Raw genomic sequence first — 24,428 nt, 5'->3', positions numbered from 1 at the left:
GACGGTTACCTTCGGTGCGGAGGGACAGGCTAGATCAGTTCAGTCAGGGTATCGCTGAGCCGGACCAGTTCGTGGTCGTGTGACGCCACCAGGACGGCAATGCCATCGTTCGTGGTGTCCTTCAGGATGCTGATGATGCGGTTGGCGGAGGCACGGTCAAGGCTTGCGGTGGGTTCGTCAACCACCAGGACCCTGGTGCCCAGGATGAGGGCCCGGGCGATCGCGACGCGCTGGCGTTCGCCGCCGGACAGCTGCGCGGGACGGTGCCGCATCCGGCGGCCCAGGCCCACCAGGTCCAGGAGGTCCTTGGCCATGTCCCGGCGCTGCTCCACTTCGCCGTCGGGTACGGCAGGCAGCAGGACGTTTTCGAGGGCGCTCATGCCGTCGATCAGCGCGCCGCCCTGGTCAACGTAGCCAATAAGGGCCCGACGGCGGTCGGCGATTTCGTCATCGCCCATGCTTTCGAGGGAATCGCCTTCCCAGAAGACGCGGCCCGACGTCGGCAGCGTCAGTCCCGCGCCGACGGTCAGGATGCTGGTCTTGCCGGAGCCGCTCCGGCCGGCGACGCAGTGCATTTCGCCGGCGTGCAGCGTCAGGTCGAAGCCCTCCACGACGCTGACCGGCTCGGCGCCGCCCTTGCCTCCGCCGTAGCGGATAGTGATGTCGCTCAGTTCCAGCGGGGTGGCGTGGTCCGCCGCCTTGACGATGGTGTTGGCGCGGGTCTGCAGGGGAACCTCGCCGGAGCCGCTCCTGCGGCTCCGCTGGACATGGGTCGGGTTTGTCATTGGACCACTTTCGTTGAAATCGGTATCCAGCAGAGAACAGCGATGAGGCCTGCTACGCCTGCCCACAGGGCGGCGTAGGGGGCCAGGAGCAGGCCGATGCCGAGGGCGCCCAGCACGCCCAGCGGCAGTGCCACGGTTCCCACCAGGGCATTTTCGAACAATCGGACCTGGCGGAGCATATCCGGGTTCCAGCCCATCGCCTCCAGGATGCCGAGGTACTGGCGCTTGGCCTGCAGCTCGAACCGGCCCGTCACCAGGGTCAGGACCAGGCCGACCACCACGCCGGCGAGGGCCAGCAGGATGCTTGGCAGTGCCACGGCCGCGGCCGCGAGACCGCTGAGTGCGCTGGCTCCGGCGGCGCGGGGGATGTCGATCAGCAGGGCCACCAGTCCGCCAACAGCGGCGCCGAAGACGCCGACGGCGATGGCCAGCGCGAGGGTGTTGAACTTGTTGGTCCCCAACTGCCTGTTGGCGAACGTCAGCGGCGAGTCCACCGGAATCAAACGTTCGTCATGCTGCGGCTCCTGGTCGATGACGTCGCGGTGGCGCAACTGCCGGGCAGCGAAGAGGGCGGCACCCGCGTACAGGACCAGCACTGCAACGCAGACCAGCGCCGTGGAAACGCTCCAGCTGACCAGGCTCAGCACCAGGCCGGCGGCGGCCAGCAGCACGGCTCCGACGCCGAACTCCTCGAGGACCCAGCTGCGGATCCGCCGCTGCGTCCAGCCCATGGCACGGAGGGTGCCCGCTTCGCTCCGGCGCTTGCGGATGTAGCTCACGGTGGACGCGCCGGTGAGCAGGGCGGCACCGCACAGCGTCAGGAACAACAGGGTGACATTGGTGCCGGACAGCGAACCGGTAACGGCTTCCGCAGCGTTCTGCCGGACCCAGGACTGCTGGACGGTGCCCAGGGGGGATTCCTTGCCGGCGTCGTCCTTGGAGTAGCCGGGGACAAAAATGCTGGCATCCTCGCGGGCAGAGCCGGCAACGACAGTGGCTTCCAGCCCCATGGCCCGGATATCGCCGGCGAGCTTCTCAACCTCGGGCTGGGCTTCCTTCCAGCTGCCCGGCGCCTTGGCGCGGACCCGCACGGCGTCGATGACGTCCGCGTTTTCCGTGTAGCCCCGGGCCGCCGCGAGGCCGTAATAGTCGGTGATGGCGCCGGCGGACTGGCTGGCCAGGCCGGTGGCGCTGAGCGACGGCTCGAGCTCCTTGGGATCAACGTCCTTGCCTTCGGCGTCCTCCACCAGCGTGAAGGGGGTGGGGTCGTACCCGCCCAGGGGCAGCTTGTTGACGTCGCCGGCCGCCTCTGCAACCGCCGCCGGGTCGAAGGTTCCGTAGACCATGGGAAGCGGCGCCGCGGCCTGCTCCCCCGCCGCCAGGTTCTCGCGGTAGGAGCGCTCGTCCACGGGTTCGCGCTGGGTCTGGTCCACCGGCGCACCGTTGGCACTCTTCTCCGGCAGGCGGTTGACCGTAACCCACTCGCCGGGAACTGCCGTCTTGCCCACCGCGCCGTTGGCAGCGGCCTCGCCGTCGGTGTACTTCGGCGCCGCGGCAAAGTCCGTGCTCCACTTTGCCGGGGTGTACAGGCCCTGGTTGAAGTTTCCGCCGGCACCCAGGAGGGATGAATGGTCCGTGGAGCCCGGCCAGGACAGCACGAAGGGCTCCTTCGAAACGAACGGCAGGTAATCCTTGCCCAGCGAGCGGGAAACGGTGCCGACGTCCTTGACTACCTTGCCGGCGTCGTTAATTTCCTCGATCTTGACGTTGTACGTCAGGTCCAGCGACGTGCCGGAACGGACGATCAGCGGAATGGCCTGGGAGTCCGCAGTCAGCTGGCCGCTGCGCCTTGCCTGCTGGTACTGGGTCATCATGGGCGCCCAGTACTTGAGCTTCACGCCCAGGAAGTCGGGGCCCTCGTCCAGCTGGTCCAGGCTGATACCGGTGGTGAAGAGGCCCTCGAAGTAGCGTCCAATGGCACCGGCGTCGCGGGCGTCCGCGGGCGGCGCCTTTTCCAGCGGTGCCAGGAAGTCGCCCGCGGAACCCAGCAGGGCCCGTTCGGCGGCGGGGTCCACTGCCACCACGGATTCCGTGACTTCCGGCGCAAGCGGCAGGGACACCGACAGGTTGAAGAGGTTGTGCTCGGAGCCACCCGCAGGCGCCGGGAACTTGATGCCCGTTTCACCCTCGGGAGCAGCGATGCGGATACTGCTGCCGCCGGCCGCCCGCTCCTCAACGAGCTTTGCCTTGCCCAGGCTTCCTTCGGCGGTGGACTTGAACAGCGTCTGCTCGGAAACGCCGTCGGAGCTCACGGCGCTTGCGGTGAGGCGGTATTTCTTTGGCTCGTCGCTGAGTACCGACTCGGCGGCAGGCCACTGCTCCGGGGCGGTGGCACCCGCTGCCTGGTCGGCAGTGGCGGTCCCGGCAAGCCCGGCGTTGTAGCCCAGGTAGTCCATGGCGTCCAGGCGCGGGGACTCCAGGTTCTGCGTCACGCGCGAGACCAGGCTGATGGGTGCGGCCACGGACGTGCCGGAAAGCTTCCTGATCGACTCCAGCTGCTCAAAGCTGATACCGCCGGTGCCCGTGGCGATCTCGGGCTGCAGCAGTGCCCCGGCAGGCGCCTTGGCCTGGACCAGGACGTCGTACAGTCCCCGTGAATTTTCATCCACTGTCCGGTTGAGTGCAGCCTGCGACTGGCTTTGGACGAGGACCGACAAGCACATTGCTGCGATCAAGATGGCCGCGGTCAACAGCAGCACTTTGCTTCTGATGAACCTCTGGACGGCGTTCATGGAACTCCCTGAAACCTGGATTGCGTGCGCACAAACGTGTCCGTTCGCGGCGGGCATGGACGACTACGGACGGATGTGCAAAAAATATTGGCCGGCCTGCCGGCCCGGTCCTGAAACAGGACCAAGCCATTGTAAGCAGACCGGCCAACCATCTGCGGCTGCCGCCGGGACACGCCGGGCGGCAGCCGCGGGTACGGCGTTTCCCTGGAACCCGGGAGGCTAGTCCTCCAGGTCCACTTCGCGGACCATCTCGGCACCGATGCCTGCCTTGATGGCGTCCAGGACCTGCTGGGGCACGGAGCTGTCCACGGTAAGCAGCGCGAGCACCTGGCCGCCCTGGTCGTGGCGGGCCACCTGCATGCCCGCAATGTTGATGTTGTTCATGCCCAGAATGTGGCCGATGGTGCCGATGACACCAGGACGGTCGGTGTAGCCGACCACCACGACGTGCTCGCTGATGGGGATCTCGACCTCGAAGCCGTTGATGCCCACCAGCTTCTGGATCTGCTTGGGGCCGGTCAGGGTGCCGGCCACGGAGATCTGGCTGCCGTCGCTGAGGGCGCCGCGCAGGGTCAGGACGTTGCGGTACGACTCGGTTTCCGGGGTGGTGATCAAGCGGACGTTGATGCCGCGCTGTTCAGCGATCACCGGTGCGTTGACGTACGAGACCTGCTCGGTCACCACATCGGCGAAAATGCCCTTCAGCGCTGCGAGTTCCAGGACCTTGACGTCGAGCGAGGAGATTTCGCCGGCCACCTCGACGTCGAACTGGGTCAGCGAATCGTGGGTCAGGGCGGTAAAGATGCGGCCCAGCTTCTCGATCAGCGGGATGCCCGGGCGGACGTCGGGGGCGATGACGCCACCGGCCACGTTGACGGCATCCGGAACCAGCTCGCCGGCGAGGGCCAGACGGACGGACTTGGCCACGGAGACGCCTGCTTTTTCCTGGGCTTCGTCCGTGGAGGCACCCAGGTGGGGCGTCACGACCACGTTGTCCAGCTTGAAGAACGGAAGGTCGGTGCTGGGCTCCTTGGCGAAGACGTCCACGCCGGCACCGGCAATCTCGCCGTCCTGCAGGGCCGTGAAGAGCGCGTCCTCGTCCACCAGGCCGCCGCGGGCAACGTTGACAACGTAGGCGGTGTTCTTCATCTTCTTGAAGGCGTCGGCGCCCAGCATGCCCACGGTTTCAGGGGTTTTGGGCATGTGGATCGTGATGAAGTCGGACTGGGCCAGGAGCTCGTCCAGGGTGACCAGCTGAACGCCGAGCTGCGCGGCGCGGGCGGAGGTGATGTAGGGATCGTAGGCAAGGATTTTGGTGTCGAAGCCCTTCAGGCGGGCTGCCACCAGGGCACCGATCCGGCCCAGGCCGATGATGCCGATCTTCTTTTCGAACAGTTCAATGCCCGTGTACTTGGAGCGCTTCCATTCGCCGTCCTTGAGGGCGGCGCTGGCCTGCGGGATGTGGCGGGCAAGGCTGAGGATGTGGCCCACGGTGAGTTCCGCGGCGGAGACGATGTTGGAGGTGGGCGCGTTGACAACCATGACGCCGGCCTGGGTGGCGGCCTTGATGTCCACGTTGTCCAGTCCCACGCCGGCGCGGGCGATGACCTTGAGGTTCTTCGCGGCGGCGATGGCCTCGGCGTCCACCTGGGTTGCGGAGCGGACCAGGATGGCGTCAACGTCGCTGATCGCCGTGAGCAGCTGGGACCGGTCCGCGCCGTCGGTCTGTCGGATTTCAAAGTCCGGGCCAAGGGCCTCGACGGTGGCGGGGGAAAGTTCTTCGGCGAGCAGTACTACGGGTTTTGACACGGCTGATCCTCTGCGTTGCAGTCCTGGGGATGGAAACAAGTCTAGGCCGACGGAAAGGCCGGGCTCACATTGTTAAGAGTGAGCCCGGCCTCACCTGGGCATTGAAGGGGTACGTCCCCGGCAGCAATTAGCGCGCTGCGGAGCCTTCAACGTAGTCCACGTCCTGCTGCTGCCAGGAGAACAGGGCGCGCAGCTCGCGGCCGACGGCCTCGATCGGGTGCTGCTCGGCCTTGGCGCGCAGTTCCTTGAACTCGATGCCGCCGTTGTCCTGGTCCTCGATGAACCGCTTGGCGAAGGCACCGGACTGGATGTCGGCCAGGACGGCCTTCATGTTTTCCTTCACCTCGGGGGTGATGACTCGCGGGCCGGAAACGTAGTCGCCGTACTCGGCGGTGTCGGAAACGCTCCAGCGCTGCTTGGCGATGCCGCCTTCCCACATAAGGTCAACGATGAGCTTGAGCTCGTGCAGGACCTCGAAGTACGCGATCTGCGGCTGGTAGCCGGCTTCGGTCAGGGTCTCGAAGCCGTACTGGACCAGCTGGGACACGCCGCCGCACAGGACTGCCTGCTCGCCGAAGAGGTCCGTTTCCGTCTCTTCGGTGAAGGTGGTCTTGATGACGCCGGCGCGGGTGCCGCCGATGGCCTTGGCGTAGGACTTGGCCAGCTCCCAGGCGGAACCTGAGGCGTCCTGCTCGACGGCGATGATGTCCGGGATGCCGCGGCCGGCTTCGAACTCGCGGCGGACGGTGTGGCCCGGTGCCTTCGGGGCGACGAGGATGACGTCGACGCCCTCCGGTGCCTGGATGTAGCCGAAGCGGATGTTGAACCCGTGCGCGAAGGCCAGGGCCTTGCCCGGGGCGAGGTTGTCCTTGATGGACTCGTTGTAGATCGAGCGCTGGTGCTGGTCCGGCGCAAGGATCATGATGACGTCGGCCCATGCGGCGGCGTCGGCGACGTTCTTGACGGTGAAGCCGGTGTCCTCGGCCTTTGCCTTGGACCGGGAACCTTCCTGCAGGGCGATCACGACGTCGACGCCGGAATCGCGCAGGTTCAGCGCGTGGGCGTGGCCCTGGGAGCCGTAGCCGACGATGGCAACCTTGCGGCCCTGGATGATCGACAGGTCGGCGTCGTCGTCGTAGAACATTTCAGTCACTTGCGTAACTCCTCTTGAGTGGTTTTGTAGATACGTACTGGTGGTGCTGCGGTTACGGGCGGCGGTCCGCCCCAGGCAGTCGCCTAGGCGGAGCGCAGCGCCCGGTCACTCATGGAGCGGGATCCCCGTCCAACGGCCAGGGTGCCGGACTGCACGATTTCGCGGATGCCGAAGGGCTCCAGCACCGAGAGCAGTGCCGTGAGCTTATCGGGATGGCCAGTGGCCTCAATGACAACGGAATCGGTGGAAACGTCTACCACTGAGGCGCGGAACAGGTCTGCAGCCTGGGTGACCTGCAGGCGTGTTGCGGCATCCGCACGTACTTTGACCAGGATGTGGTCGCGTTGTACGGAAGATTCGGAGGTCAGCTCAACGATCTTGATGACATTGATCAGCTTGTTGAGCTGCTTGGTGACCTGTTCGATCAGGTCGCCTTCTGCGTCGACCACCACCGTCATGCGGGAGATACCCGGCACTTCGGTGGGGCCCACGGCGAGGGAGTTGATGTTGAAGGCGCGGCGGGCGAAGAGGCTCGCCACGCGGGTCAGGACGCCGGGCTTGTCTTCAACCAGGACGGAAAGTGTGTGGCGGCTCATGGTCAGTCCTCTTCTTCCCATTCCGGGGTCATGTTGCGGGCAACCTGGATCTGGTCATTGCTCACGCCGGCGGGCACCATCGGCCACACCATGGAGTTGGGGCTCACCACGAAGTCGATGACCACGGGGCGGTCGTTGATCTCGAGTGCCTTCTGGATGGTGGCGTCGATGTCCTCATCGCGTTCACACCGGAACGAGGCGCAGCCGTAGGCCTCCCCCAGCTTGACGAAGTCCGGGATGCGGACGGTGTCATGGCCGGTGTTGAGGTCCGTGTTGGAGTAGCGGCCCTCGTAGAAGAGGGTCTGCCACTGTCGCACCATTCCCAGGGAGGAGTTGTTGATGACAGCAACCTTGATGGGGATGTTGTTGATGGCGCAGGTGGCAAGTTCCTGGTTGGTCATCTGGAAGCAGCCGTCACCGTCGATGGCCCAGACCACGCGGTCCGGCTCCCCCACCTTGGCGCCCATTGCCGCTGGAACGGCATAACCCATGGTTCCGGCGCCGCCCGAGTTCAGCCAGGCACGCGGGCGTTCGTACTTGATGAACTGCGCGGCCCACATCTGGTGCTGGCCGACGCCGGCCACGTACACGCCTTCGGGGCCGGTGAGGGCGCCGATGCGCTCGATGACCTTCTGCGGTGCGGTGAGTCCGTCGTCCGGTTCCGTCCAGCCAAGCGGGTAGGTTTCCTTGAGGTTGTTCAGGAACGCCCACCACGTGGTGAGGTCCGGAGTGCCGGAGGCATCGAACTGCGCACGTACGGCGTCGGTCAGCTCCGGGATGATCTCCTTGACCGATCCGACGATGGGCACGTCGGCGGTGCGGTTCTTGGAGATTTCCGCGGGGTCGATGTCGGCATGGATGACCTTGGCGTTCGGGGCGAAGGTCTTGAGCACGCCGGTGACACGGTCGTCGAACCGTGCACCCAGGGTGATGAGGAGGTCGGCCTGCTGAAGGGCGGTGACGGCGGAGACGCTGCCGTGCATGCCGGGCATGCCCACGTGCTGCGGGTGCGAATCGGGGAAAACGCCCTTGGCCATCAGGGTGGTGACCACGGGGGCGCCGGTGGCCTCCGCAAGGGCCAGCAGTTCGGCGCTGGCGTGGGCCTTGACCACACCGCCGCCCACGTACAGGACAGGCTTGGTCGACGCGGCGATCAGCTTGGCGGCCTCGCGGACCTGCTTGTTGTGCCCGCGGGTGACGGGTCGGTAGCCGGGCAGGTCGATTTTCGGCGGCCAGGAAAAGGTCATCTGTCCCACCTGGGCGTCCTTGGCCACGTCCACGAGGACGGGACCGGGACGGCCGGTGGAGGCCAGGTGGAAAGCCTCGGCCATGACATGCGGAATGTCGTTGGGGTCCGTGACCAGGAATGAATGCTTGGTGATGGGCATGGTGATGCCCACGATGTCGGCTTCCTGGAAGGCGTCGGTGCCGATCACGCCGCTGGACACCTGGCCGGTGATGGCCACCAGCGGCACGGAGTCCATGTGCGCATCCATGATGGCGGTAACGAGGTTGGTGGCACCGGGTCCGGAGGTGGCGATGCACACGCCGACCCGTCCGGTTACCATGGCGTAGCCTTGCGCGGCGTGGCCGGCTCCCTGTTCGTGACGGACCAGCACGTGATTCATGGTGGAGGCCATCAAGGGGTCGTAGGTGGGCAGGATCGCGCCACCAGGCAAACCGAAAATATCGTCGACGCCGAGTTCTTCGAGCGAGCGGACAATAGCTTGCGAGCCGGTCATCACCGTTGGGGGTACAACGGTGTTCGGCCCAAGGACAGGAGAGACGGCAGCAAGGTCGGCGACGACGGCGGCATGGTCAGCCGTACGGTCGGCGCGTTCCGGAGCCTTGGCGGCTCCAGCGGACTTGGTAGCCAACAGCGAGGGGCTGATCGGCGATCCTTTGCTCATCGGACTCTTCCTTGTGGATCATCTGTGGTTTGGAAACAGCGGGAAATAAAAAAACCCCTCAGCCTTGGCGGCTCTTTGAGGGGTTTGCGCGTGACGGTTCGTTACCAGTGGAGGCTAATATGCCACGCGCTTGGTAAGGACGACGACGGTGCCGACGGTAACGAAAGTCATGCGTTCAGTTTTCCCTCTGGTGGGATGGGTGTCAACGAGGCCTCCACCAATCTCACCATGTGGACAACATTGTCCACCTTTTGGCGCGTCTTCCCAACTGGGTAGCACTGACTGTCGTCTTGGACGTCCATTACGACAGTTGGCGCTACCCAGTTGGATCGCCCGGGCCCGCCCTGCTCAACCATCCCGGTGGTTTAGCCCGGCGACGCCTGCCCTAGCCGCAATAGGCGCCGGTGCTGGCGCTGTGCACCAGCTTGGCGTACTTGGCCAGGACACCCTTGGTGTACCGCGCCGGCAGGGGCTGCCAGCCCACCTTGCGGGCTTCGAGCTCTGCTTCGTCCACCAGCAGGTCGAAGCTGCGGGCGGCGATGTCCACGCGGATCCGGTCGCCGTCCTTCACAAAGGCGATAGGGCCGCCGTCCACCGCTTCCGGGGCAACGTGCCCGATGCACAGGCCGGTGGTGCCGCCGGAGAACCGGCCGTCGGTGAGGAGCAGGACGTCCTTGCCCAGGCCCGCGCCCTTGATGGCGCCGGTGATTGCGAGCATTTCGCGCATGCCCGGGCCGCCCTTGGGGCCTTCGTAGCGGATGACGACGACGTCGCCCTTCTGGATCTGCCCGTTGTCCAGCGCGTCCAGCGCACCCTGTTCGCGTTCGAACACGCGGGCGGTGCCTTCGAAGACGTCGGCGTCGAAGCCGGCGCTCTTGACGACGGCGCCTTCCGGGGCCAGCGAGCCGTGCAGGATGGTGATGCCGCCGGTCTTGTGGATGGGGTTGTCCAGCGCGCGCAGGATCTTGCCGTCCACATCAGGCGGGTTGATCGCGGCGAGGTTCTCGGCAACGGTCTTGCCGGTAACGGTGAGGCAGTCGCCGTGCAGCAGGCCGGCGTCGAGCAGCGCCTTCATGATGACGGGCACGCCGCCGATCTTGTCGACGTCGGTCATGACGTAGCGGCCGAAGGGCTTCAGGTCGCCGAGGTGAGGGATCTTGTCGCCAATGCGGTTGAAGTCGTCCAGGGTGAGTTCAACCTCGGCCTCACGGGCAATGGCCAGCAGGTGCAGGACCGCGTTCGTGGAGCCGCCGAAGGCCATGGTGACGGCGATGGCGTTCTCGAAGGCCTTCTTGGTCATGATGTCGCGCGCGGTGATGCCCAGGCGGAGCAGGTTGACCACCGCTTCGCCGGACTTGCGGGCAAATTCATCACGACGGCGGTCTGCCGAGGGCGGGGCCGCGGAACCGGGCAGGGACATGCCGAGGGCTTCACCGATGCAGGCCATGGTGTTGGCGGTGTACATACCGCCGCACGCACCTTCGCCGGGGCAGATGGCCTTTTCAATGCGAGTGAGGTCCTCCATGCTCATCTTGCCCGCGGCGCAGGCGCCGACGGCCTCGAAAGCGTCGATGAGGGTGACTTCCTTTTCGGAGCCGTCCTCGAGCTTGACCCAGCCGGGCATGATGGAACCGGCGTAGAGGAAGACGCTGGACAGGTCCAGGCGGGCGGCGGCCATGAGCATGCCCGGAAGGGACTTGTCACAGCCGGCCAGCAGCACGGAACCGTCGATGCGCTCGGCCTGCATCACGGTTTCAACGGAGTCGGCGATGACTTCGCGGGAAACCAGGGAGAAGTGCATGCCTTCGTGGCCCATCGAGATGCCGTCCGAGACGGAAATGGTGCCGAACTGCATGGGAAAGCCGCCGCCGGCGTGGACGCCTTCCTTGGCGCCCTGTGCCAGCCGGTTCAGGGACAGGTTGCAGGGAGTAATTTCATTCCACGAGCTCGCGACACCAACCTGGGGCTTCGCGAAGTCGTCGTCCCCCATGCCGACCGCCCGAAACATGCCGCGCGCCGGCGCAGCGTGGATACCGTCGGTTACGACCCGGCTCCGGGGTTTGATGTCAGGCTTGTTCTCGGTTTCGATCTGGGTGTCGCTCATAGGGGAAAGTCTATTGCTCCGCGCGGGCGGGAAAGACCGCTGGCGCCCGGATGCGGGCAAAAACGGCGAATATTTTCTTCACATAGTGGACTTTCATCTCGAATATTGAGACGCCGCGTCCGGCGGCGGCTCTGCAACGTGCCGCGCGCCAATCGCGCTGCCGGGTTAGTCCACCCTTTGGGACAAAGTCTGGACAGCTTAAGGCGCCCCACGTAGCGTCGGGGTCAGGACGCCTTGCCATCCTGACTGAAAGGGTTTGCCGTGGACACAGTTTTCTGGGTCATTCTGATCATCGTCGTTGTAGGAATTATTTGGTGGCTGTTGAACCGGAGCAGTTCTTCGGGAGCGCGGCCGGAGACGAAGCCTGCGGATGCAACGCGCGCTGACGGAGCGCTGTCCTCGGGCGGCGCCGCTGCCTCTGCCGATGCAGCGGCAACCGCGGGCAATGCCGGCGCCGCCGGTTTTGGCCGCCCGGCGGAGCCGTCGGCACCCTCCACGGCTGGGGAACCGACGCAGGCTTCCGCTCCTGCCGGCGCCTCCACCCAGGAGCGGAAGGGTTCAGGCGCCACGGCAGTGGCCGGGACGGCCGGCCAGGCTGCCGGGGGCACCAGGGACACGGCAGGGGAAGGTTCACGCGACGAGCGCCGGCGGCAGGACCAGGCCGAATGGGAAACCCAGTGGTCCGAGGCGAGCGGCGGAGCACCCGCCGGGACAACGAGTCCCGCGCCGGCAACAACCGTTGCGCCTGAAGCAGCGGCCAAGGCTGAACCGGGACAGCAACCGCAGGGCGGCGAAACCCGGCCGGCCCACCATCCCGAGTACACCGGGCCGCACGCACCTACCCTGCCGGGCGCCGAGACCGCAGCGCTGGAAGATGCGAACGACGACGGCACTCCCATTGCCGCTCAGGGAACATCCGTGGCCGGCCGCTCCGCTTCAGGGGCGTCGGTTGGGGAAGATTCACCGTCCGGGGCTGCCGCCTCCGCAGGCACCGCCGGCGGCCAGGCAGTTCCGGCCGGCGCTGCCGCCGCGGAACTGCACGACCGCACCCAGTCCTCTGCACTGGTGGAGGAAGGCGCCGACCATACAGCGCAGGACCGGGCAGGGGGTGCATCGGGGGCGGGTGGACTGGCGCCGGAACCTGCCAGCCATCTTGCCGCGCAGGAGCCGTATGGCGAGGGCTCGGCCCCGCCGGCTGCGGACGGCAGCGGCCCTGCCAACTACGGCGTGAAGGGCGATGCGGGCGCGATGGTGTACTACGAGGAAGGACACCCGGACTACGGGCAGACGCGCGCCGATGTCTGGTTCGAATCGGCGGCCCATGCCGAAGCTGCCGGCTTCCGCGCCCCGCGGCGGAGGCGCCTCTAGCCGGCACCCCGGTCCTGTGCCCCAATTCACATTGTCGTGCAGCCTGCCCCGGGGCCCCCGGTCCGACCCTGCAGCCGGGGTCCCGACGGCGGACAGGGCCTGAAAAACCTTGATTTTCCGCTGTTTCTGCCATGGGGAAGGCGAGCCACCCCGCCCTGGAGCGCCCGATTTCACATGCACCAGAAGTTCGTGTAGAGTTTCATGTCGTTGCGGAGGTCAACGGGGAAAGAAAAGCCCTGATGACTGAAACAGAAAAGATGCACCTCTAGCTCAATTGGCAGAGCAATTGACTCTTAATCAATGGGTTCCGGGTTCAAGTCCCGGGGGGTGCACCACTGGAAAACAGCCTCCGGTTCGTGGAAACACGAACCGGAGGCTGTTTTTGTTTTAATCGCATAAATGCACTCCGCCTGAATAGGCCCTGGTCCGCGTGGAACGGGATGATCAAAGGGCAAGAAAAAGGCGTGACCGCAACTGGAAAAGTTGCAGCCACGCCAGGGCGCATCCGGATTAACGAAGCAGGAGCTAAGGGGAATTTTTTACCAAAGCTGCAGCCTCGCCGGGCGTCGTGGCGAACTGGCTCGCGAGCTCCCGCACCACTGCCTTGAGTTCCTGCCGCAGGACCTCGGGGTCAATGGAAGCGGAGGCCAGGACGGAACGCTCCATCTCCACGGCGGCGGCGACGGCTTCCTTCCCCCGTTCGGTCAGGGACACCACATGGCTCCTGCGGTCCGAGGTACTGCGCACGCGCGCGATGTGCCCGTGCGCCTCAAGCCGGCTGAGGGTTTTGCCCATTGTCTGGGCCTGCACGCGCACGTACTGGGCAAGCTGTGCCTGGGTCATCGGACCCTGTGCGTCGAGGACCTCGATGGCGATCACGCCGGCGTGGGTCAGACCGATGGCGCCAAGTTTTTCGTTCCATGAGTGTTCGACGAGGCGCGCCGCTGTGGACAAAAGGCGCCCCGTGGGCCAGTGCTCCATATCAGGCATAGCAGCAAGTATAGCCAAGTGCCGATTAGCACTGCTTCTTCACCCTTACTAGGCTGTTGTGTCCCGCCTGCGACAAGGAGAAAAACATTGGCCGACAGACTCGTTACCGGTGACACAGCGCCCGCGTTCACGCTCAAGGACCCAACTGGCCAGGACATCAGCCTCTCCCCCGGAAATGGCCGCCACACCATCGTCTATTTCTATCCCGCCGCCTCCACCCCCGGCTGCACCAAGCAGGCCTGCGACTTCCGGGACAACCTCGCTTCCCTGCAGTCCGCCGGTTATGACGTGGTTGGAATTTCCCCTGATCCTGTTGCAAAACTCGCTAAGTTCGCCGAAAAGGAAAGCCTGAGCTTTCCCCTCCTGTCTGATGAAGACCATGCGGTTGCGGAGGCGTACGGCGCGTGGGGCGAAAAGAAGAACTACGGCAAGACCTATGAAGGCCTCATCCGTTCCACCGTCGTAGTGGACCCGGACGGCAAGGTGTCGCTGGCCCAGTACAACGTCCGCGCCACCGGACACGTGGCCAAATTGCGCCGCGATTTGAAGCTGGACGCCTGACGCTCCGCGTCCCGGCGCGGCCGCTCCGGCGGCGACGCTACAATGGGACTGGCGTCCGCCGTCGTACTCTTTGATGCGTTACTGCGGCAGGAAGCCACGCGCGAGTGGTGAAATTGGCAGACACGCAGGATTTAGGTTCCTGTGCCTTCGGGCGTGGGGGTTCAAGTCCCCCCTTGCGCACAATCACGTTGATCCCCCGGTCTTGTACCGGGGGATCTTCGTGTTTCGGCTTCCTTTGGCCGCAGCACGTTGCCACGAAACCGCAATGAATTCGTCCTCCTGTAAAAAATGCCGCGCTTCCACCCATCCGGCTTCGCGCACCACACGAATAGCAAGTGAGACACCGGCCACAGGCAGGTGCCCGTCGGAAAAATCCGCAAGCACCGCAGACAACAGTCAGCGGCAGGCATACCGCCATAATTCAAGGAGAATTCAGATGCAGACAATCAAGCGCACAACTTTTACCGTCGCAGGCGTTGCAGCTGCCGCTCTGCTCAGCCTGACCGCCTGTGGCGGATCCGGGACTACGTCAGGCGCATCCGCCCCGGCTGACTCGCCCTCGGCGGCAGCCTCGAGCATGGCACCGTCCCCGTCGGCCACAACGTCCGCCGCCACGATGGACCCGGCAGCGAACCTGGTGGGCCCCGGTTGTACCGCTTACGCCGAGCAGGTTCCCACCGGCGCAGGATCCGTTGAGGGCATGGCCCTCGATCCCGTGGCCGTTGCCGCCTCCAACAACCCGATCCTGACCACCCTTACATCTGCTGTTTCCGGCAAACTCAACCCCAAGGTTGACCTCGTGGACACGCTCAACGGCGGCGAGTTCACCGTCTTCGCCCCAGTGGATGACGCCTTCGCCAAGATCGACGCCGCCACCATCGAGACCCTGAAGACGGATGACGCCCTCCTGAGCAAGATCCTGACCTACCACGTCGTTCCCGGCCAGGTCACCCCCGACAACATCGCCGGGACGCACGAAACCGTCCAAGGCGGCTCGGTGACCGTCACCGGCAGCGGGGACGCACTTAAGGTGAACGACGCCAACGTGATTTGCGGCGGCGTCCAGACCAAGAATGCCACTGTCTACCTGATCGACTCTGTGCTGATGCCGATGTAGCAGCACCTGCAGGCCGTCTGTTCCTGCCGGTAAGCCGGGGGTGGTTCCACAGGAACGCCCCCGGCTTTGCTGTGTGGACACGTTCATTCGCCGGACCGTTCAGGGGTGTCCATTAGACTGGGTCCCGGCCCGCAAGCGGCGGAGCCGGCAACATCCAGAGGTGATCCACGAGTGCCCAGCAGTCCATCGCGGCGGACGGTCCTGACGGCCGGCGCTGTTTTCCTGGCGCTGGGGGCAACCTCGTGCACGGCCGCACCATCGCCCGCGCCCTCCCCTGATTCGCCGAGCGCCACCACTCCCGCTGAGCCCACTGCCACCTTCAATTTCGGCACTGCCGCCCAGCCGCTGGGGCTGGACCCGGCGCTGTCCAGTGATGTGGAGTCGCAGCGCATCACCCGCCAGATCCTCGAAGGACTGGTCGGCGTCGACCAGACCACCGGCAAGCCCACCCCGCTGCTGGCCACCGAGTGGAGCGAGTCCAATGAAGGCCGCTCGTATACGTTCAAGCTCCGCACCGGCGTCACGTTCCAGGACGGCACGCCGTTCAACGCCGACGCCGTCTGCGTCAACTTCAACCGCTGGTTCGCTTTTTCACCCGACCTTCGCAGGCAGGCTCCGGGCAGCTCGTTCAAGGGCGTCTTCAAGGCACATTCCGATGAACCGGAACTGTCCATTTTCAAGAGCTGCACCGCGGTTTCCGCAGACACCGTACGGATCGACCTGACTCAGCGGTTCACGGCGTTCCTCCAGGCCCTGACCCTGCCCGCCTTCGCCATCGCCTCGCCGGCGGCCCTGGCAGCCGGGACCGCGGACGTCCTCGACCAGACCCGCGGCGGGCCCCCCTTGTCCGTCTTCGGCACCAACCCGGTGGGCACCGGACCCTACCGTCTCGCTTCGTGGGACGCGGAAAGCGTCACCCTGGCCAGCAACCCGGCCTACTGGGGCGACCGCGGCCAGATCGCCACCATCAATTTCCTGGCGTACAACCATCCGCAGACCCGGCTCCAGGCCCTGCTCGACGGCAAAATCGACGGCTACGACGCCGTGACCGTAGGCAATTTTGACCAGCTCGTAAAGCGCGGAAAGCAGATTGTCCAGCGGGATCCGTTCTCCGTGATGTACGTGGGCATCAACCAGGACATTCCGGTACTGCAGAACCTCAAAGTCCGGCAGGCCCTGGAGTCGGCCATCGACAAGGAAACCCTGATCCGGAAGTTCTTCATCGACAACACTGCAAGGGCCACGCAGTTTGTCCCGCCGAAGATCAGCGGCTTCAACAATGACGCCCCGGAACTGGGCCACGACCTTGGGAGGGCGAAGGAATACCTCAAAGAGGGCGGTTACGCAGGCGAGGAACTGAAGTTCTACTATCCGCTGAACGTCACCCGTCCCTACCTGCCGACTCCCGAGAAGGTCTACGCCGAGATCAGCCGCCAATTAACTGCCGCCGGGTTCAATATCCGGCCGGTGCCCGTGGAGTGGTCCGAGGGATACCTCCAAAAGGTCCAGTCGCCGGGCGACCACGCCCTCCACCTGCTCGGCTGGAACGGCTCGTACTCCGACGCGGACAACTTTGTAGGGCCCCTCTTCGGCGAGAAGAACGGCGAGTTCGGGTACCAGGATCCGCAGATTTTTTCCAAGATCAACCGCGCCCGCGGGCTGCCGGAAGGCCAGGAGCGCGATGAGCAATATCACACCATCAACGCACAGATTGCGGCCACCATCCCGGCCGTTCCCATCGCCTTTCCCATCTCCGCCCTGGCGTTGTCGGACCGGGTGCTCAGCTACCCCGCGTCGCCGGTCTTAAATGAAGTTTTTACGAAGGTGCAACTAAAGCCTTGACGGGCTGGTCCAATTTCAGTATGCGGGCCGCGCGGGGATATTCTGTGACAGCCAGAGCCGCTGCAATCGGAGACTGATCGTGACCTTCATTTCCAAGACCCCACATGCCGACGTTGTCCTGATTGGCGGCGGCATCATGAGCGCCACGCTGGGGGCATTTCTCAAGCAGCTGGAGCCGGACTGGACGATCTCCCTGTTCGAGCGGCTGGACCAGCCCGGCCTGGAAAGCTCCGATCCCTGGAACAACGCCGGCACCGGGCACGCCGCGCTCTGCGAACTCAACTACTCCCCTGCAGCCAAAGACGGCTCGGTGAACCCCGCCAAGGCGCTGCTCATCAACGAACAGTTCCAGCTTTCCCGGCAGTTCTGGGCCCACCTGGTGGACCGGAACCTGATCGGTTCGCCCAAGGGCTTCATCAACACGGTGCCCCACATGAGCTTTGTGATTGGCGAGGACCACACGCGCTTCCTGAAGACACGGTACGAGGCGCTGAAGCAGCACACCCTGTTCCGCAGCATGGAATACTCCGAGGACCACGGCCAGATCGCCAAGTGGGCTCCGCTGATCGTCAAGGGCCGGGACCCGCAGCAGCGCGTCGCAGCCACCCGCGCTGCCGAGGGCACCGACGTGGACTTCGGCGCACTTACCCGCGAACTGACCAGGTATTTGGGGAACAACGGCGTCGAAATCAACTACGGCCACCAGGTCACCGGCATCTCCCGCGCGTCCGGCGGCGGCTGGGACCTTTCGCTGAAGTACCCCAAGTCGGGGGAACACGGCAAGATCCATGCCAAGTTCGTCTTTGTCGGCGCCGGCGGCGGCGCGCTCCACCTGCTGCAGGCCTCCGGGATCCCGGAAAGCAAGGGCTACGGCGGTTTCCCGGTCTCCGGCCAGTTCTTCCGCTGCACGGACGAAAACATCGCCGCCCAGCACAGCGCGAAGGTCTACGGGCAGGCGTCCGTGGGTGCCCCGCCCATGTCCGTGCCGCACCTTGACACCCGGTACGTCAACGGCAAGCGTTCGCTGCTGTTTGGCCCCTACGCCGGTTTCTCCACCAACTTCCTCAAAAACGGCTCCTACCTGGACCTGCCGCTGTCCATCCGCCCGGGCAACATCATCCCCATGCTTGCCGTGGCCAAGGACAACATGGACCTCACCGCCTACCTCGTTAAAGAGGTGGTCAAGAAGCACGACCAGAAGGTCGAGGCCCTGCGTGAGTACTACCCGGAGGCCAAGGGCGGGGACTGGGAACTGATTACCGCCGGCCAGCGTGTACAGATCATCAAGAAAGATCCGCAGAAGCGCGGCATCCTGCAGTTCGGAACTGAAGTGATTGCCGGCCGTGACGGCTCCATCGGTGCGCTTCTTGGGGCATCACCCGGAGCTTCAACCGCTGTCCCCATCATGATCGAATTGCTGCAGAAGACGTTCCCCAAGAACTTCAAGGGCTGGCAGTCGAAGCTCAAGGACATGATGCCCGGCTACGGCGTGAAGCTGGATGAAAATCCGGACCTCGCCGTGGAGATCGAGCAGGCAACTGCCAGGTCCCTCCAGCTGGAGACCGTTTCCGCCACCCGCTGACGCCGCCCGGGGTTGGCAGCCGGCACCCCACGGGACCCCACCGGTTCCCCAACCTCCAGGAGCTCATGCGATGTCCCGGCTGGCCCACCTGTCACTGGCAAACCGGGCACTGATCGCGCTGATCACCGTCTTCGCTTCGGTGTTCGGCGTGATCACCATGTCATCGCTGAAGCAGGAACTCATTCCCTCAATCGAGTTTCCCCGGATCACGGTGCTGACCGCCATGCCCGGGGCCTCTCCGGAGGTGGTGGACAAGCAGGTGAGCGGCCCCCTGGAGACGGCGCTCAACGGCGTGGAGGGGCTGGAATCCACCTCTGCCACGTCCCGCAGCGGAGTTTCCCAGATCACCATGGTGTTCACCTACGGTTCGAACCTGGACCGGGCGCGGGCCCAGATTGACCGTGCCATCTCTAACGCCAAGCGGACCCTGCCCGAGGACGTCCAGCCGCAGGCCATCGCAGGCAGCATCAGCGATTTCCCCATCGTGTTCCTGGCAGTGTCCTCGGACAAGCCGCTGAGCGGGCTCAATGCCGACCTCCAGCGGCTCACTGTTCCGCGGCTGCAGAAGATCGATGGCGTCCGGGGCGCCGACGTCACCGGTGGTGCAACCCAGCACATCGAAATCCTTCCCCGCGCGGATGCCATGGCCGCGGCAGGTGCCACCATCCCCTCCATCCGGGACGCACTGGCCAACAACGGCGCACTGGTGCCGGCCGGAACGCTGGAGGACCAGGGCAGGACGCTGTCACTGCAAATCGGCAGCCCGGTGGATTCGCTCGACGCCATCAAGGCCCTGCCGCTCTCCGGCGCCAGGAATGCCGCGACCATCGGGTCGGTGGCGGACGTGTCCATCCAGGACGATGAACGCACGTCGATCACGCGCACCAACGGAGCGGAAACGCTGGCCGTTTCCGTCACCAAGAAGCCGGAAGGCGACACGGTGGCCATTTCCCACGCCGTGCGGGACATGCTGGACGACCTGGAGGCCGAACTTGGCTCCAACGCCACGTTCACGCCGGTCTTCGACCAGGCTCCCTTCATCGAGAAATCCATCAAGGACCTCACAACCGAGGGCCTGCTGGGGCTCGGCTTCGCCGTCGCCGTCATCCTGGTCTTCCTGATGTCCGCCCGGTCCACCCTGGTAACCGCCGTCTCCATCCCGCTGTCCCTGCTGGTCACCTTCATCGGGCTGTCCGCCACCGGCTATTCCTTGAACATCCTGACCCTGGGCGCGCTGACCATCGCCATCGGCCGGGTGGTGGACGACTCGATCGTGGTCATCGAGAACATCAAGCGGCACCTCACCTACGGCGAGGAGAAAGTCACAGCCATCCTGACGGCCATCCGGGAAGTGGCCGGTGCCATCACGGCGTCGACACTGACCACGGTCGCCGTATTCCTTCCCATCGCGTTCGTCGGCGAATTAGCCGGAGAACTGTTCCGGCCCTTCGCCCTTACGGTGACCATGGCGCTGCTGGCCTCGCTGCTCGTTTCCCTGACCATCGTTCCGGTCCTCGCCTACTGGTTCCTGCGCACTCCCGGCGGCGCGGCGGAAGGACTGCGGGCGGAGTCGCCGGCAGCGCGTGCCTTCGCTGCGGAATCACGCGCGAAGGCGCAGGAGGCCGAACAGCGCAGCAGGCTGCAACGCGGTTACCTCCCTATCCTCACCAAAACCCAGAAACACCCTGTCATCACGCTGGTGGCCGCGGTGCTGGTGCTCGGCGCCACGGCAGCCATGGCACCGCTCCTGGCCACGAACCTGCTGGGCAACTCAGGGCAAAACAGCCTGACTGTCCGCCAGGTGCTGCCGGCAGGAACGTCGCTGGCCGACACGAGCGCCGCGGCGGTCCGCCTGGAGGAGGTGCTCCGCGGCATCGACGGCATCCGGGACGTCCAGGTGACGTCCGGAAACGCCCAGGCCGGTTTCGCCGCATTGGTGTCCACCGGGTCCTCGAACTCGACCTTCACCGTGGTGACGGACGACAAGGCGGACCAGGTGCAGCTGCAGGACACGGTCCGGTCCGAACTGGCCAAGGTACCGGATTCCGGCAAGATCTCCGTCGGCACTCAGCAGGGCGGTTTCGGGACGTCCTCCACGGTAGACATCACCCTCAAGGCGGCTACCACGGCCGACCTTCAGGCAGCGAGTGACACCATGGTGGAAGCCATGACCGGGGTGCCCGGCAGCAGCGAGGTGGAAACCAACCTGGCAGCAACCCAGCCGGTGGTGCAGGTGAAGGTGGACAGGGCCAAGGCCGCGGCAGCCGGCCTCAACGAGGATCAAGTTGCCGGCGTCCTGGCCTCCACCATCAGCCCGATCCCCGCCGGCGAAGTCCGGATCGATACTGACGATTTCCCGGTGCAGATCGGCGAGGGAAGGAAGTTCACCAGCATCGATGCCGTCCGGAACCTCCCGCTGCCCGCAGCCGCCGGCCCTGTGACGCTGGCGGGAATCGCGACCGTCGAGCAGGTGGACGTGCCCGTCTCCATCACCGCCAGCAACGGCCAGCGCACCGCCAGGGTGTCCGTGACGCCGTCGGGCTCCAACCTCGGTGCCGTCAGCGCAGAGGTGCAGAAGCGGCTCGCCGGCGTGCAGCTGCCGCCCGGAGTGACCGCGGAAATTGGCGGCGCCACCACCCAGCAGGCGGAGTCCTTCCGCCAGCTTGGCCTGGCGCTGCTGGCGGCCATCGCCATTGTCTACGTCATCATGGTGGCCACCTTCAAATCCCTGGTCCAGCCGCTCATCCTGCTGGTGTCCGTTCCCTTTGCGGCCACGGGCGCCGTCGCACTCCTGCTGGTGACCGGTGTCCCGCTGGGGCTGCCGTCCCTGATCGGCATGCTCATGCTGGTGGGAATCGTGGTCACCAACGCGATTGTGCTCATCGACCTCATCAACCAGTACCGGCAACCGCGCGGCGGCCGTCCCGGCATGAACGTCGAGGATGCCATCACGCACGGGGCGAGGCAACGCCTGCGGCCCATCCTGATGACGGCGCTGGCCACGGTCTTTGCGCTGACCCCCATGGCCCTGGGGCTCACCGGCGGCGGGGGCTTCATCTCGCAGCCGCTGGCAGTGGTGGTGATCGGCGGACTGGTCTCCTCCACCGCCCTCACCCTGGTCCTGGTTCCCGTGCTCTACCGGCTGGTGGAGGGCCGGCGGGAAAAGAAGGCGCTGCTCCGGGAACTTCAGGAACGCCCCGAATTCGGCGCCGGCGCGGACGTGGATGAAGAGTTCCACGACTGGACCACCGGCATGGTTCCGAAGGTCAGCGGCAGGCGCGCCGCCCCGGGAAGCCCGGAGTAGCAGCAACGGAATAATTCCGGCCGTGCCGCGTTGCACCCGGCGATAGATGCAAATGCATCTAAATTGGTTTACACTTAAACCGGCCAGCAAGTCCAGCAACGGAAGGGCACATCATGCAGATCGGTGTTTTTAGCGTCAGCGACATCACCGCGGACCCCACCACGGGCCGCACCCCCACTGAAAACGAGCGCATCAAGGCCTCCGTGGCCATTGCCAAAAAGGTCGAAGAGATCGGGATGGACGTCTACGCTTTGGGCGAGCACCACAACCGGCCCTTCTTCTCCTCCTCCCCCACTACAACCCTCGCCTACATCGCCGCCCAGACCGAGCGGATTATCCTCTCCACCGCCACCACGCTGATCACCACGAACGATCCCGTGAAGATCGCGGAGGACTTCGCCATGCTTCAGCACCTCGCGGACGGCCGTGTGGACCTGGTGCTGGGCCGCGGCAACACTGCCCCCGTCTACCCGTGGTTCGGCAAGAACATCCAGGACGGCGTTGAACTGGCCATCGAGAACTACAGCCTGCTGCGCCGGCTGTGGGACGAGGACACCGTGAACTGGTCAGGCAAGTTCCGCACGCCGCTGCAGAACTTCACCTCCACGCCGCGGCCGCTCGACGGCGTCGCCCCCTTCGTCTGGCACGGCTCCATCCGCACTCCCCAGATCGCGGAGGTGGCCGCGTACTACGGCGACGGCTTCTTCGCCAACAACATCTTCTGGCCCAAGGAGCACTACCAGCAGCTCATCGGCCTCTACCGTGAACGCTACGAGCACTACGGGCACGGCAAGGCGGACCAGGCGATCGTGGGCCTGGGCGGACAGTTCTTCATGCGGAAGAACTCCCAGGACGCCGTCAGGGAGTTCCGGCCCTACTTCGACAACGCCCCCGTGTACGGACACGGGCCGTCGCTGGAGGACTTCACCGCGCAGACACCGCTGACCGTCGGCAGCCCCCAGGAAGTTATTGAGAAGACCCTCACGTTCCGTGAGCACTTCGGCGACTACCAGCGCCAGCTGTTCCTGATCGACCATGCCGGGCTGCCGCTGAAGACTGTGCTGGAACAGCTGGACCTCTTCGGCGAGGAGGTCCTGCCCGTCCTGCGCAAGGAGTACGCTGCCCGCAAGCCCGCGCACGTCCCGGAACCGCCGACGCACGCCGCCCGCGTGGCCGCACAGCTCGCTGCGCAGGACGCCGAGAAGACCACTGCGGAGGCGTGATGGCTTCCGGAGGATCCGAATCCCCCGTCCGCCTCGCGGCGGAGACCTGGGAGTCGCTGTTCCGGGCCCAGGTGGCGGTAATGCGCAAGCTGCAGTCCGCCCCGGCATTCCGGAAGCTCGCGGTCAACGAGTACGACGTCCTGTTCACGCTGTCCCGCTGTCCCTCCGGCTGGCTCCGGCTCAACGAGCTGAACGACAACGTCCTCCTGAGCCAGTCCAGCCTCAGCCGGCTGGTGGAGCGGCTGGAGAAACGCGGCCTGGTGGCCCGCATGCCGGCCCCGGAGGACGGCCGCGGAATCCTGCTCAAGCTCACCGACGAAGGCCGCGAACTGCAAAAAGAGATCGGCCGCGAGCATGTCCGGGACATCTCCGCGGTGGTGGGACCGGCGCTGACACCCGCTGAGCAAAAGGAGCTGCGGCGGCTGACTGACAAGCTGCGCAACTCGCTGGGCAAGCGCTAGCCGGGCAGGACCGGCTGTCAGCCCAGTTGCACCAGCCGGCCGGAGTCCTCGTCCGGGAGTTCGCCGTCCACCACGGCGGTGACCCGCAGCTGGTTCAGGACCAGGCTTCCGCCCACGGTGGAGAGGAAGGCGGTATCCGACGAATCCCGGCCTGCGGTGATCCGCAGCATCGACTCCCGCGGGGCCAGCCCTGTGGGGTCGATGACGTGCCAGGCGCCGTCCACGTAGGCTTCGGCCACCGCATGGAAGTCCATGGGTTTCAGGCCGGGGGCGTAGACGGCCGCAAGGCGCGCCGGAATGTCTTTTGACCGGAGCAGGGCGATGGCGAGGTGGGCGAAGTCCCGGCACACACCGCGCCGGCTGAGGAGTGTCTCCACTGCACCGTCCGTGCCGCGGGAGGACCCGCTCAGGTAGCGCAGTTCATTATTGACCCAGTCCCTGACCGCGTGCAGCAGCCCGGCAGCCGAAACGGTGTCAAACTCGGCATAGGCCGTGGGCAGCAGCCGGTCCGATTCCGCGTAGCGGCTGGGACGGACGTAGCGGATGCGGTCCGCCAGGCTGGCCTCTTCCGGTTCGCCCCGGCCTGCCACGGTGGCCGTGTACTCCACGTCCACCTCGGCGGGTTCCGCAAACTCCATGTAGTGGAACCGGCCGCCGTGGTGGTCGGAGATTTCGGTCAGCGGGATCTCCTCCCCTCCAGACGTGACGGAGAGGGTTTCCGCAAAGGAGGAGTAGCCGCTGTTCCTCGCCACCGCGATGGCCATGGCCACCTTGGTGTTGGCTACGGTGCGAAAGGCCAGGCGTGCGGAAACAGAGCGTTCCATGGATCTC

At 65.5% G+C, this 24,428-nt stretch carries 17 protein-coding genes and 2 tRNA genes; 10 read left to right on the top strand and 9 right to left on the bottom strand.

Features of this window, described 5'->3' with window-relative positions:
- Positions 1-29: 29 nt before the first annotated feature.
- From FDW83_RS13020 to ilvD, 7 genes are all read right to left on the bottom strand, one after another.
- Entirely contained in the window at positions 30-785 is a 756-nt protein-coding gene (locus FDW83_RS13020) for an ABC transporter ATP-binding protein (protein ID WP_138138520.1), read from the bottom strand.
- The gene (locus FDW83_RS13015; protein ID WP_138138519.1) at positions 782-3,577 is read right to left on the bottom strand and encodes an ABC transporter permease; all 2,796 of its coding nucleotides are present in this window, start codon (positions 3,575-3,577) and stop codon (positions 782-784) included. The genes FDW83_RS13020 and FDW83_RS13015 overlap by 4 nt, the downstream gene beginning before the upstream one ends.
- A 219-nt stretch (positions 3,578-3,796) precedes the next feature.
- Positions 3,797-5,386, bottom strand: coding sequence for a phosphoglycerate dehydrogenase (serA, locus tag FDW83_RS13010; RefSeq protein WP_138138518.1), 1,590 nt, complete (start codon positions 5,384-5,386; stop codon positions 3,797-3,799).
- Between the two features lie 127 nt (positions 5,387-5,513).
- Entirely contained in the window at positions 5,514-6,539 is a 1,026-nt protein-coding gene (ilvC, locus tag FDW83_RS13005) for a ketol-acid reductoisomerase (RefSeq protein ID WP_138138517.1), read from the bottom strand.
- 83 nt (positions 6,540-6,622) lie between these two features.
- Complete coding sequence (gene ilvN / locus FDW83_RS13000) at positions 6,623-7,135, bottom strand: acetolactate synthase small subunit (protein ID WP_138138516.1); 513 nt, start codon at positions 7,133-7,135, stop codon at positions 6,623-6,625.
- Between the two features lie 2 nt (positions 7,136-7,137).
- Positions 7,138-9,045, bottom strand: coding sequence for an acetolactate synthase large subunit (locus FDW83_RS12995; RefSeq protein ID WP_138138515.1), 1,908 nt, complete (start codon positions 9,043-9,045; stop codon positions 7,138-7,140).
- A 385-nt stretch (positions 9,046-9,430) separates the two neighbouring features.
- Positions 9,431-11,149, bottom strand: coding sequence for a dihydroxy-acid dehydratase (ilvD, locus tag FDW83_RS12990; RefSeq protein ID WP_138138514.1), 1,719 nt, complete (start codon positions 11,147-11,149; stop codon positions 9,431-9,433).
- A gap of 261 nt (positions 11,150-11,410) precedes the next feature.
- On the opposite strand from ilvD, the gene FDW83_RS12985 reads away from it, so the two are divergent.
- Both FDW83_RS12985 and FDW83_RS12980 read left to right on the top strand, forming a co-directional pair.
- On the top strand, positions 11,411-12,517 hold the full coding sequence (locus tag FDW83_RS12985; RefSeq protein ID WP_138138513.1) for a hypothetical protein: 1,107 nt from the start codon (positions 11,411-11,413) through the stop codon (positions 12,515-12,517).
- A gap of 259 nt (positions 12,518-12,776) precedes the next feature.
- Positions 12,777-12,852 (top strand) — tRNA-Lys (locus FDW83_RS12980).
- Between the two features lie 190 nt (positions 12,853-13,042).
- Here the strand turns inward: FDW83_RS12980 and FDW83_RS12975 are convergent.
- Positions 13,043-13,498: a MarR family winged helix-turn-helix transcriptional regulator gene (locus tag FDW83_RS12975; protein ID WP_138138576.1), complete on the bottom strand. Its 456-nt coding sequence runs from the start codon at positions 13,496-13,498 to the stop codon at positions 13,043-13,045.
- 96 nt (positions 13,499-13,594) lie between these two features.
- Here FDW83_RS12975 and bcp point away from each other — a divergent pair, with 96 nt between their 5' ends.
- The 8 genes from bcp (at position 13,595) to FDW83_RS12935 (ending at position 23,597) form a co-directional block, all read left to right on the top strand.
- On the top strand, positions 13,595-14,068 hold the full coding sequence (bcp, locus tag FDW83_RS12970; protein ID WP_138138512.1) for a thioredoxin-dependent thiol peroxidase: 474 nt from the start codon (positions 13,595-13,597) through the stop codon (positions 14,066-14,068).
- Between the two features lie 98 nt (positions 14,069-14,166).
- Positions 14,167-14,248, top strand: a tRNA-Leu gene (locus FDW83_RS12965).
- Between the two features lie 256 nt (positions 14,249-14,504).
- Entirely contained in the window at positions 14,505-15,185 is a 681-nt protein-coding gene (locus FDW83_RS12960) for a fasciclin domain-containing protein (protein WP_138138511.1), read from the top strand.
- A gap of 171 nt (positions 15,186-15,356) precedes the next feature.
- A complete protein-coding gene (locus FDW83_RS12955) occupies positions 15,357-17,027 on the top strand; it encodes an ABC transporter substrate-binding protein (protein WP_240720976.1) in 1,671 nt (556 codons plus the stop codon).
- 79 nt (positions 17,028-17,106) lie between these two features.
- Complete coding sequence (locus FDW83_RS12950; RefSeq protein ID WP_138138510.1) at positions 17,107-18,609, top strand: malate:quinone oxidoreductase; 1,503 nt, start codon at positions 17,107-17,109, stop codon at positions 18,607-18,609.
- Between the two features lie 70 nt (positions 18,610-18,679).
- A complete protein-coding gene (locus tag FDW83_RS12945; protein ID WP_138138509.1) occupies positions 18,680-21,913 on the top strand; it encodes an efflux RND transporter permease subunit in 3,234 nt (1,077 codons plus the stop codon).
- A gap of 113 nt (positions 21,914-22,026) precedes the next feature.
- Positions 22,027-23,136, top strand: coding sequence for an LLM class flavin-dependent oxidoreductase (locus FDW83_RS12940; protein WP_138138508.1), 1,110 nt, complete (start codon positions 22,027-22,029; stop codon positions 23,134-23,136).
- Positions 23,136-23,597: a MarR family winged helix-turn-helix transcriptional regulator gene (locus tag FDW83_RS12935; protein WP_138138507.1), complete on the top strand. Its 462-nt coding sequence runs from the start codon at positions 23,136-23,138 to the stop codon at positions 23,595-23,597. The genes FDW83_RS12940 and FDW83_RS12935 overlap by 1 nt, the downstream gene beginning before the upstream one ends.
- 17 nt (positions 23,598-23,614) lie before the next feature.
- Here FDW83_RS12935 and FDW83_RS12930 read toward each other — a convergent pair whose 3' ends face one another.
- Positions 23,615-24,421: a transglutaminase family protein gene (locus FDW83_RS12930; RefSeq protein WP_138138506.1), complete on the bottom strand. Its 807-nt coding sequence runs from the start codon at positions 24,419-24,421 to the stop codon at positions 23,615-23,617.
- Between the last annotated feature and the right edge of the window lie 7 nt (positions 24,422-24,428).

The organism is Pseudarthrobacter sp. NamE2 (genome assembly GCF_005796205.1).
GTDB lineage: Bacteria > Actinomycetota > Actinomycetes > Actinomycetales > Micrococcaceae > Arthrobacter.
This window is presented reverse-complemented; position numbering and strand designations above follow the sequence as displayed.

Excerpts from the sequence above, each read along its gene's own strand:
- FDW83_RS13020 (WP_138138520.1), bottom strand. The coding sequence starts at position 785 with ATGACAAACCCGACCCATGTCCAGCGGAGCCGCAGGAGCGGCTCCGGC.
- FDW83_RS13015 (WP_138138519.1), bottom strand. The coding sequence starts at position 3,577 with ATGAACGCCGTCCAGAGGTTCATCAGAAGCAAAGTGCTGCTGTTGACC.
- ilvN (WP_138138516.1), bottom strand. The coding sequence starts at position 7,135 with ATGAGCCGCCACACACTTTCCGTCCTGGTTGAAGACAAGCCCGGCGTC.
- FDW83_RS12995 (WP_138138515.1), bottom strand. The coding sequence starts at position 9,045 with ATGAGCAAAGGATCGCCGATCAGCCCCTCGCTGTTGGCTACCAAGTCC.
- ilvD (WP_138138514.1), bottom strand. The coding sequence starts at position 11,149 with ATGAGCGACACCCAGATCGAAACCGAGAACAAGCCTGACATCAAACCC.
- FDW83_RS12975 (WP_138138576.1), bottom strand. The coding sequence starts at position 13,498 with ATGGAGCACTGGCCCACGGGGCGCCTTTTGTCCACAGCGGCGCGCCTC.
- FDW83_RS12960 (WP_138138511.1), top strand. The coding sequence starts at position 14,505 with ATGCAGACAATCAAGCGCACAACTTTTACCGTCGCAGGCGTTGCAGCT.
- FDW83_RS12945 (WP_138138509.1), top strand. The coding sequence starts at position 18,680 with ATGTCCCGGCTGGCCCACCTGTCACTGGCAAACCGGGCACTGATCGCG.
- FDW83_RS12940 (WP_138138508.1), top strand. The coding sequence starts at position 22,027 with ATGCAGATCGGTGTTTTTAGCGTCAGCGACATCACCGCGGACCCCACC.
- FDW83_RS12935 (WP_138138507.1), top strand. The coding sequence starts at position 23,136 with ATGGCTTCCGGAGGATCCGAATCCCCCGTCCGCCTCGCGGCGGAGACC.
- FDW83_RS12930 (WP_138138506.1), bottom strand. The coding sequence starts at position 24,421 with ATGGAACGCTCTGTTTCCGCACGCCTGGCCTTTCGCACCGTAGCCAAC.